Source organism: Chitinimonas sp., from assembly GCF_041904975.1.
Taxonomy (GTDB): Bacteria; Pseudomonadota; Gammaproteobacteria; order Burkholderiales; family Chitinimonadaceae; genus Chitinimonas.
Genome location: NZ_JAYRLZ010000123.1, coordinates 2,510 through 12,154, shown reverse-complemented (window position 1 = coordinate 12,154; position 9,645 = coordinate 2,510). Strand labels below are relative to the sequence as shown.

At 59.6% G+C, this 9,645-nt stretch carries 10 protein-coding genes; 9 read left to right on the top strand and 1 reads right to left on the bottom strand.

The annotated features are described in order from the left end of the window. Window positions 1-377: SAM-dependent methyltransferase (locus tag ACE3OH_RS12545; RefSeq protein ID WP_374353028.1), on the bottom strand; the 377-nt coding region annotated here is incomplete at its 3' end. Between the two features lie 132 nt (window positions 378-509). Here ACE3OH_RS12545 and ACE3OH_RS12540 point away from each other — a divergent pair. The 9 genes from ACE3OH_RS12540 to ACE3OH_RS12500 form a co-directional block, all read left to right on the top strand. Then, complete coding sequence (locus ACE3OH_RS12540) at window positions 510-2,291, top strand: GspE/PulE family protein (RefSeq protein WP_374353024.1); 1,782 nt, start codon at window positions 510-512, stop codon at window positions 2,289-2,291. 57 nt (window positions 2,292-2,348) lie between these two features. Next, window positions 2,349-3,251 carry a patatin-like phospholipase family protein gene (locus ACE3OH_RS12535; RefSeq protein WP_374353021.1) on the top strand — a complete coding sequence of 301 codons (903 nt, stop codon included), beginning with the start codon at window positions 2,349-2,351 and terminating at the stop codon, window positions 3,249-3,251. Window positions 3,252-3,279: 28 nt separating this feature from the next. Continuing rightward, a complete protein-coding gene (locus tag ACE3OH_RS12530) occupies window positions 3,280-3,804 on the top strand; it encodes a TIGR00645 family protein (protein WP_374353018.1) in 525 nt (174 codons plus the stop codon). A gap of 1 nt (window position 3,805) precedes the next feature. Further along, window positions 3,806-4,027 (top strand): RNA-binding S4 domain-containing protein, encoded by a 222-nt coding sequence (locus ACE3OH_RS12525; RefSeq protein ID WP_374353015.1) that lies wholly within the window; start codon window positions 3,806-3,808, stop codon window positions 4,025-4,027. A gap of 122 nt (window positions 4,028-4,149) precedes the next feature. Further along, on the top strand, window positions 4,150-4,407 hold the full coding sequence (locus ACE3OH_RS12520) for a hypothetical protein (protein WP_374353012.1): 258 nt from the start codon (window positions 4,150-4,152) through the stop codon (window positions 4,405-4,407). A gap of 123 nt (window positions 4,408-4,530) precedes the next feature. Next, window positions 4,531-5,517 (top strand): signal peptidase I, encoded by a 987-nt coding sequence (gene lepB, locus ACE3OH_RS12515; protein ID WP_374353009.1) that lies wholly within the window; start codon window positions 4,531-4,533, stop codon window positions 5,515-5,517. 509 nt (window positions 5,518-6,026) lie between these two features. After that, entirely contained in the window at window positions 6,027-6,233 is a 207-nt protein-coding gene (locus ACE3OH_RS12510; protein WP_374353006.1) for a hypothetical protein, read from the top strand. 464 nt (window positions 6,234-6,697) lie between these two features. After that, window positions 6,698-9,088: a choice-of-anchor X domain-containing protein gene (locus tag ACE3OH_RS12505; RefSeq protein WP_374353003.1), complete on the top strand. Its 2,391-nt coding sequence runs from the start codon at window positions 6,698-6,700 to the stop codon at window positions 9,086-9,088. 193 nt (window positions 9,089-9,281) lie between these two features. Then, on the top strand, window positions 9,282-9,645 hold a 364-nt coding region (locus ACE3OH_RS12500), incomplete at its 3' end, for an outer membrane beta-barrel protein (RefSeq protein ID WP_374353000.1).

Genomic DNA, 9,645 nt, shown 5'->3' with positions numbered 1-9,645 from the left:
AGCTTGGGGTGCAATTGGCCATGGCCGACATCCACGCCGACAATCTTGCTGGCGCCGGCCTGCAACAGGCAATCGCTGAAGCCGCCAGTGGAAATACCCACGTCCAGGCAATGCCAGGCGCGTACATCGAGGCCGGTTTGCGCCAGGGCGCCGGCGAGCTTGAGGCCGCCACGCGATACATAGCGGTCGGATGGGTCGCTATCCACTTCGATGATGGCATCGGCCAGCACTTTCTGGCTGGGCTTGCTGACAGGCAAGCGCTGGCCGGACTGGATCAGCCAGACGCGGCCATCGGCAATCAGGTTTTGGGCGGCTGTGCGCGAAACAGCCAGCTCACGTTCGGTGAGCAAAAGATCGGCGCGGATAAGTTCGGTCATCGGCCGATTTTACCCGTTTGCCCGCGCAATGACGCCTGCATGGCTAGGGCATTTGGCGATTGCAGCATGACGCGGCGCGACAATCCCGGCGAAACCGGCTTAAATAGCGGCAAACTGCATCGGGCCAACCCCATGAAAAAATTTTTCCCCGTCCGTGGCCATGGCGATAACCGCATGGCGCTTCGACCGCTGGTCGAGGCCCTGATCGACGAAGGGCATCTGCCGGCGGCCATTGCCGAATCCTTCCTGATCCCGGCGCGCACCTCGGCCAATGGCAAGACCCACCCGTTTGCCTCGATCGCGCCGCAAGGCTGGAACAGCCTGAAAACCGGCGCCTTGATCGACGTGGATTGGCTGGGCGACTGGCTGGGCCGCAAGATCGACCTGCCCTGGTTTCATATCGACCCGCTGAAGATCGACGTGGCCGGCGTAGCCGGCGTGGTCAGCCACGGCTATGCCACCCGCTATGCCATCTTGCCGGTAGCGGTGGATATGACCTCGGTGACCCTGGCCACCGCCGAACCCTTTGTGCGTGACTGGGAAGACGAGCTGGCGCGCATACTCAAGCGCGATATCAAGCGGGTGCTGGCGCGGCCAGACGATATCGCCCGCTACCTGCCCGAGTTCTACAACCTGTCGCGCTTTGTCAAACAGGCGGTGGCCCAGCAGGGGGTGCAGAACAACTTCGCCAACTTCGAGCAACTGGTGCAGCTCGGCCGCACCGGCAATGTCGATGCCAATGACCACCATATCGTGTCGCTGGTGGACTGGCTGTTCCAGTATGCGTTTACCCAACGCGCCTCCGACATTCACCTGGAGCCGCGCCGCGAGGCCGGCCATGTGCGCTTCCGTATCGATGGCGTGCTGCACTCGGTATACCAGGTGCCGGCCGCTGTCACCAATGCCCTGGTGTCGCGCATCAAGGTGCTGGGGCGGATGGACCTGGCGGAAAAACGCCGCCCGCAAGATGGCCGCATCAAGACCAAGTCGCCCGATGGCCGCGAGATCGAGCTGCGGTTATCCACCATGCCGACCGCCTTTGGCGAAAAGCTGGTGATGCGGATTTTTGACCCGGCCATCCTGGTGCGCGATTTCGCGGCGCTCGGTTTTGCGCCCGAAGATGAAAAACGCTGGCAAAACTATGTGAGCCAGCCGCATGGCATCGTACTGGTGACCGGGCCGACCGGCTCGGGCAAGACCACCACGCTGTACACCACGCTCAAGCAGCTGGCCACCGACGAGGTGAATGTCTGCACGGTGGAAGACCCGATCGAAATGATCGAGCCGAGCTTTAACCAGATGCAGGTGCAGTCCAATATCGACCTGAACTTTGCCGAAGGGGTGCGCACCCTGCTGCGCCAGGACCCGGACATCATCATGGTCGGTGAGGTGCGCGACAAGGAAACCGCCGATATGGCGGTGCAGGCGGCGCTGACCGGCCATCTGGTGCTGTCGACCCTGCACACCAATGATGCGCCGAGCGCCATCACTCGTCTTCTGGAGCTGGGTGTGCCGCACTATCTGGTATCCAGCACCGTGGTTGGCGTGATGGCGCAGCGCCTGGTGCGTACCCTGTGCCCGCACTGCAAGCAGCCCGACACGCCGGACGAGGCAGTGTGGAATGCCCTGGTGTCGCCATGGAAGGCGGCCGTGCCAAAAAACGCTTACAAGGCGGTGGGCTGCTTGGAGTGCCGCAACACTGGCTACCTGGGCCGGCTCGGCCTGTATGAAATGCTGACGGTGAGCAATGATATGCGCCGCCTCATTGCCACCCAGTCGCATCCCGGCGCCATCAAGGAACAAGCGATACGTGACGGCCTCAAACCGCTGAAGCTCGCCGGCGCGCAAAAAATCGCCGCCGGCTTGACCACGCTGGAAGAAGTGCTGAAAGTAGCGCCCCCCGATCCGCTTTGATGCTCTATCGATTGTTGTCCATCCCCGCGGCCCTGCGTGGCCGCCCGCTGAGTAGCCATGCTGAAACCATCTCGTCGTAGCCTGTTGTTTTCCCTGCTTGCCGTGCTGGCCGGCTGTGCCACCGCGCCACCGGCGCCAGCGCCCAGTGCGCCGCAGCCTGCGCCCAAGGTATTGCGCAATCCGCGCATCGGTATCGCCCTCGGTGGCGGCGCCGCCAAGGGCTTTGCCCATATCGGCGTGATCAAGGTGCTGGAAGGGCAGGGCTTGACGCCCGAATTCGTGGCCGGCACCAGTGCCGGTAGTGTGGTTGGCGCGCTCTATGCCTCCGGTCTCAATGGTTTTGCCCTGCAAGAGCAGTCTTTTGCCCTTGATGAAGGCCAGGTGCGCGATCTCACTGTGGGCGGCGGCGGTCTGGTCAAGGGCGAAAAGCTGCAGGACTATGTGAACCAGCTGATCAATAACCGGCCGATCGAAAAGCTGGCCAAGCCGTTCGCGGCGGTGTCCACCGAGCTGGATACCGGTCAGCGCATTGCTTTCCGGCGTGGCAATACCGGGCAGGCGGTACGCGCCTCCTGCAGCATTCCCGGTGTGTTCCAGCCCACCCAGATCGGCAGCAAACGCTATGTCGATGGCGGCGTGGTCAGCCCGGTTCCGGTGGATGCCGCCCGCGAGCTGGGGGCTGACCTGGTGATTGCCGTCGATATTTCATCGAAAGCCAATAATGGCAAGCCAGCCGACGGCGTACTGTCCATTCTCAACCAGACGGTGGTGATCATGGGGCAAAAGCTTGGCGAGCAGGAGCTGGCCCGCGCCGATGTGGTGATCCGCCCGCGCGTGGGCAAGATCGGCGCGGCCGACTTTGACCAGAAGCACAGCGCTATTCTCGAAGGCGAAAAGGCCGCGCAGTCAGCGCTGCCCGCCATACGCGAAGCCATTGCCCGTTGGCAGGCTGCGCACTGATACAAATTTTCCCGTTACAGGAGTTCTTATGAAATCGTTTTTGGGTCGGATGGAAGGCTTAATCTTCTTCAGCCGTTGGTTGCAGGCCCCCTTGTATCTTGGCTTGATCGTGGCGCAGGGCGTCTATGTGGTGCACTTCATGAAGGAGTTGTGGCACCTGGTCAGCGGCATCGGGTATTTGGGTGAAACGCAGATTATGTTGATCGTGCTGGGCCTGATTGATGTGGTGATGATCGCCAATCTGCTGATCATGGTGATCATCGGCGGCTATGAGACCTTTGTGTCGAAAATCGACGGCCTGGAGAAGCATGAAGACCGGCCGGAATGGTTGTCGCACGTTGATGCCGGCGTGCTCAAGGTGAAGCTGTCGCTGGCGCTGATCAGCATTTCATCGATTCACTTGCTGAAAACCTTTATCAGCGCCACCACTATGGAAGGGGTGAGCTCGGAGGGGGTGAAGTGGCAGCTGCTGATTCATATCACCTTCCTGGTTTCAGCGGTGGTGATCGCTTACACCGACAAGCTGGCGCTGGGCAAATTCAAGGAACACTGAGATGGCGCAACAGACTTTCACCCTCAGCAGCGAATTCATCGAGCTGCACAATCTGCTCAAGATCATGTCGGTCGCCGCCTCGGGTGGCGAGGCGAAAAACATGGTGGCCAATGGCTATGTAAAGGTCGACGGCCAGATGGAAACCCGCAAAACCCGCAAGCTGTATGCCGGTGCACTGGTCGAGGTATTCGGCGAAGAAATCCGGGTGCTTGCAGCGGATTGATGTTGCCAGGGACGCCGCAATGGCGTCCTTGGGCCAAAACATCGACGTCGATGCAATGCCGGCCTATATTCGAAGCCATCCAGCGCATATGCAGCACAGCGCGAAGACGAGCGGAGGAAGTAATGATCACTGATTTTGACCTGGCCCCGGCGGATGACGCCCGCAAGGAAATCGCCAACGCCTTGACCCATATCGACCGGTTCCTCAATAGCCGTGAAAACGGTGTCAGCCATGCCAGCAAGGCCGATTTGCAGGCGTATCTGAAGTCGATGTTCGCATCATCGTGCGAATTGCTCACCTATGTGGTGCACAAGGATCGCTACGAGCTGGAGCTGGAAATGGGCTTTGTGAATATCAAGGCGCAACTCAAGCGTTATTAGGCCAGGCATTTGCGCTTGACTGTTGGGCACTGAATCCACCGGTTTCGTCACTTATCGCAAGTTGGCTGCCCGTCGCGCGCCGTCGCCGTAACTTCTGGTCTGTACACACAGACGGGAGTGAACATGAACTGGATGATGATGGCGTTTGGTGCATTGCTGGCAGGTGGTGCTCTGCTTTGGCGGGCGCGCCGGGCGCCGGCGATACAGGATGCGGCGCAATTGGGTGAAGCATCGGTATGGGGTTATTTTCTTGTCCTGGTCGGCATGTGGGGCATGCTGTCGCAGTTTGCCAATCCCAGTGATCTGTTTTTTCTGATGATGATGGCGGCGGCGCTGATGGCGGGTTTGGCGCGGCTGCTTGGCTATCGGCGCAGCGGGAATCAGCGCCCCCTGCCGGGCTGGGCCGCCTTCGGTTTTGCCAATGCGCTGGTGCTGGCAAGCATTGGTACTGCCAAGGCCTTTGTGATCGAGCCGATGCAGATTCCGTCGAGCTCGATGCGGCCGGGTCTGTTGGTCGGCGACTTCATTTTGGTGAACAAGGCGGCCTATGGGGTCAGGCTACCGTTTTTGCATAAGACCTTGATACCAACCGGCAAGCCGGCGCGTGGCGACGTGGCGGTGTTTCGCCTTCCCTACGACCCAAGTACCAATCTGATCAAGCGAGTGGTCGGCCTGCCTGGCGATCGGGTGGTCTATCGCGACAAGCAGCTCAGCATCAACGGGGTGGTGCAGGCCAGCACCGATCAAGGCCACTACGATTACCGGCGCGAGAGCGGAGCTGACGCCAGCATGCAGTTGCGTGAGGAGCGGCTCGATGGCAAACCGCACCTGATTCTTAATGACCCGGCCATGCCCAGCCTCAATCCGATGTTGGTACGCGACTTTGCTGGCCGGGATGCCTGCCGCCACGAAATGGACGGATTCGAGTGCACGGTGCCGGCCGGCCAGTACCTGGTGCTGGGCGATAATCGCGATGACAGCAACGATGGCCGTTACTGGGGTTTTTTGCCGGAAGAAAATCTGGCGGGCCGTGCGGCGATGGTGTGGATGAACTGGGCTGGTTTGGGCCACTGGCCTGATTGGCGACGCATCGGCAAGCAGATCGCTTAAGCTGTGCGACTTGGCATGGCACGTCCGGCAATATTGCCGGACGCGCTGCGCAAATCACGGTATTGCGCGAGATGGCCGCTGCGCCCCGAAAAGCGGCTTGCTTAATTGCTATTTGCGTGGTAGCTTGCTCGCTTCGCTCAGGGGAAAGCCCTGATTGAATTGCCTTATAGCCAGTTTCAAGCCCTGCTCCTTCGGCTGCGTGTTGCGCTAGCAACGACCTGCGCCGCCCCAGATTCCAAAGCTTGATGTGTGCGAGGTTTCCCAGACCCGGTGCACTCACTGCCTTGAAGGCTTCGTTGCCAGACGAAGTGCGCTCCCCAACGGAACGCCATGCGGAATTCATCAAGAATCCATTGACCTCGTTCTGGCGTTGTCATGCCCGGCAGAGTCCTGCTCTGCCTGCGGCGCTGATCTGCCTGCAAGCCTGATACGGCTTGCAGCCCTGCCGGCTGGCCATCTTGGCCATTGCGGCAAGCTCAGTTGTCGCTGTTTGTAATGGAAAGAAAATAATGAAAGTACAAGAACTACAAGCTGGAGACCGTTTTACCCAGGAAAACCATGGCGAGCTGATCAGCTTCGAGGTGCTCGCTGTTGAATCACTTGGCCGGCAGTGCCGGGTCTGGTTTGAATCGCAGCTTGGTCGCGATAGCGCCTGCTACAACGCCAAGGCGTATATTCCCGCTACCCGTTTCGATCACGGTCAGCTTGCTGCCTGATTGACGCACGGCGCCGACAGTGGCGCCACTTGTTCAAATGCCCGCGAAAGCGGGCATTTTGCTTTTATGCGTCGGCAATATGGCTGGCCTGAGTTGCGGAATTCGCGCTGATTGGTCGCTGGCCGCTTGCTCGCGATGCAACGTGGCCAGCCCGGTCACGGGATGATCGCCACGGCTGCTCTCTATGGTGCATGGCCTGCCGAACCCGCTCGTGTTCGGCACCCAGTCCCGGTCTCGACCAAGTCTAAGCAATCACTAATCATTGCTAAGTCCATGATTATGCGCAGCTTGCGTCAAGTCGTTAGAAAACGATTAGGGCGAAATTAGACCTGTGAGCCGCGCATGGCCGTAAGCTGCGCCTCCTCTGAATGCCTACCCGGATGTCATGTTGCGCTGCAGGCGCACCAGCAAATCAGGCGTGACAGAGCATTCGCAGTTTTTCCATGCATACGAGAGGTTCACCGATGTCCATGATGAAGAAGCCGACCCGAATCGCCCTGACCACCCTGGCACTGAGCTGCTGGGCTGCGCTGAGCCATGCTGCACAACATCCGCTGACCAGCATCAGCTACGACGCCAACCGCAATATGAATGTGATCGATATGGTGATGTCGATCGACTGGGACATCGACGCGCCGCCCGCTGGCCGCGACAAGGCCTTTCTGGAATCCATCATCAAGCAGTCATCGAAGAGCCTGTACACGATGACCGAAGGCCGCCAGACGCTGGGCAAGGTGTATGTCTACAAGAACAGCCAGTTCATGGATAACACGGATATCCAGTACTTGCTGCGAGACGGCCGTGCCAATGCACACGTTTCGGGTTTCATGGGCGGCAAGCCACTCCATGTCCAGATGTTTGCCGGCACCACCGAAACGCCGATCCAGCATGGACAGATTGTTGCCCATGAATTTGGCCACTATGTTCACGGTTTGTTTGATGAGTATCGAGAAGTGGGTGGCACCTCAACCGAGCCGGGTATGCCTCAGGATGGCGACACGCCAAAGAATACCGGCATGCACGATCTGATGATTTGGTCCCGGCTCAGCACCCCTGAAGACTATGCCGATGCGGCCACCAGAAAGACGGCGCAATTTCGCATGTTCGGCCAGTCTGCGTGGGAAACCCTGGTCACCGATCCGGCACAAGACCCGGCTTACTTCCAGACCAATTATCCAAAGCGGATGTTTTTCGAGCCATTCCGCAATATGAAGGTGCCTGCAACCGTGGCGGCCCTCACGAATCCCACCAATGGCGGCGAGCAAGACCTGCAGGTCATCTATATGGGCAGCGCGGATGCCCCGGCAACGACAGCCAATGGCTTTGCTGCCAGCAACACTGCCGGCCCGATCAGCATGATCGTGATCGACACGACCAATAAGGCCATGTTGCCGGCGCAGATCCATGCAGCGCAGAACCTGGTCAACAATGCCGGCAGCAATACCCGCGTGGCAGTGTTCAGTTATCCCTATGGTCATCAGGCTGTGGTTGGCCTGACCCGCCTGAATAGCGATGCCGCACGTAGCAGTGTCAAGGCTCAGCTTGCCAAGATCGTCGATGATCAGAACAGCACGGATGCCGTGGCGGCCGACCGCTTGTTCGACTTTGCGGAAAGCAGCTATGCCGCCCTGTTCCCGCATGGCCCGGTGTCGGCTAGCGGCGCCGGCTATATCTATCGACTGTACGGCAATGGTCAGGCGCTGGGTGTGAAGGATGGCAAGCTGCATTACTTCGATGGCAAGACCATCAGCAATCTGGGTGCCACCGGCAACTTCCTGCCACAGGCGCGCTTGAGCCTGTCGGCCACGCTGGACAAGACGCTGGGCTTGATGAAGAGCACCATGGCGGCGGGCGATACCGCCAATGTGCTGCTGTTCACTTCGGCCAATCAAACCGTGAGCAAGACGACCCTGAATGCCTACAAGACGGCCAAGGTCGCCATCAGCCCGATCACCCTGCTGAGCAATACGCAATCGCTGCGTTTTGCCAGTACGGGCGATGAAATGTCTCTGTTCGATGTGGCAAAGCAAACCCGCGGCGAATTCAGTGAGTCGAGCAAGGCGGGCGACTTGGCCCGTGTGGCCGGCCTCGCAGTCAATCATGCCGAAGGTGACAATATTGAATTGGCCAATGAAGCTGATGGCGCAATGCTGAAGGCTGGCGAAAGCCAGACCGTAAGCACGGTTGTTTCCAGCACCGATATCGACCAGGAAGTGCATTTCAGCGCCAGCTGGGCCGAGGCCGATGCCGGAAACATCAGCTTTACCCTGACCTCGCCAGCCGGCAAGAACATCAGTCCGGCCAATCTGCCAGCCGGCGTACGCTACGTGCAAACCGCTGGCGAAGCGGTAGCGGAATATGTGTTGTCGGCCAGTGTTGCCGATCGCCTTGGCAACTGGAAGAGCACGGTTACTGCCAGCAAGGACACGACAGAGGATGTGTTCCAGGAAGTTTCCGTCAAATCAGCACTGACTGCTGCCGTATCCATCATGGGTGGCAGCAACGATGATCCGCGTCCGCTCACCGCTGCAGTAGAAGTGTCCGGTCCGTTGCCAGTCAAGGGCGCCAAGGCTGTCGGCTATGTGTATGCCGCCGGCACCGGCAAGCTGATCAAGGGCGATATCGCCTTCCACGACGATGGCGTAGCGCCGGACTATCGCGCCAATGACGGCCACTACAGCGCCGATCTGTCCAGCTTGCCGGCCGGTGAGTACGAGCTGCTGGTCAAGGTCAGCAACGATGGCAAGGCCGTGTTCACCACCGCCAATTCCACCAAGAAGGGTGTGAATGCGCCAGAGCAGCCGATCGCCGCCTTCCAGCGCGCTGGCTTTATCACCATCAACAAACAGAAATAAGTAGCCAGGCGCGCGTCGGCTTTGTCGGCGCGCGACCCAGGCACACCCCCAAGCTGACGCAATGGCAGCGTTTTGCGTCGCCCCATAGCTGCAAACCGTAAGGACATGCAGTGGCGCCTTGCGTGGCGCGACTGCGCCGTACTCGACTTTTTCGCAGGCTTGCCTGCATTACTTTGACTCTAGGAAAGACATCATGAAGCACACTCTGATCGCCGCTCTGTTGGCTGTTGCCGCCGTTTCCGCTCCTGCCTTGGCTGATGGTTTCTACGTTGGCGCCGACGTTGGCCGCTCGCAACTGGACGGCCTCAGCGGCGTAGCCGGTATCTCTGATTCGAACGTGAAGGCCACCAGTGCTGGCGTGTTCGGCGGCTACGCCTTCAGCCCGAGCTGGGCGGTTGAGCTGGGCTACCACGGCCTGGGCAAGGGCACGGGTCAGACCAAGTTCAAGAACGTTGCAGTGAACTACGACACCAAGGTCAAGGCTACCACCCTGTCGGTCATCGGCAGCTACGGTGTCAGCGATGCATTCAGCGTGTATGGCCGTCTTGGTTACGCCA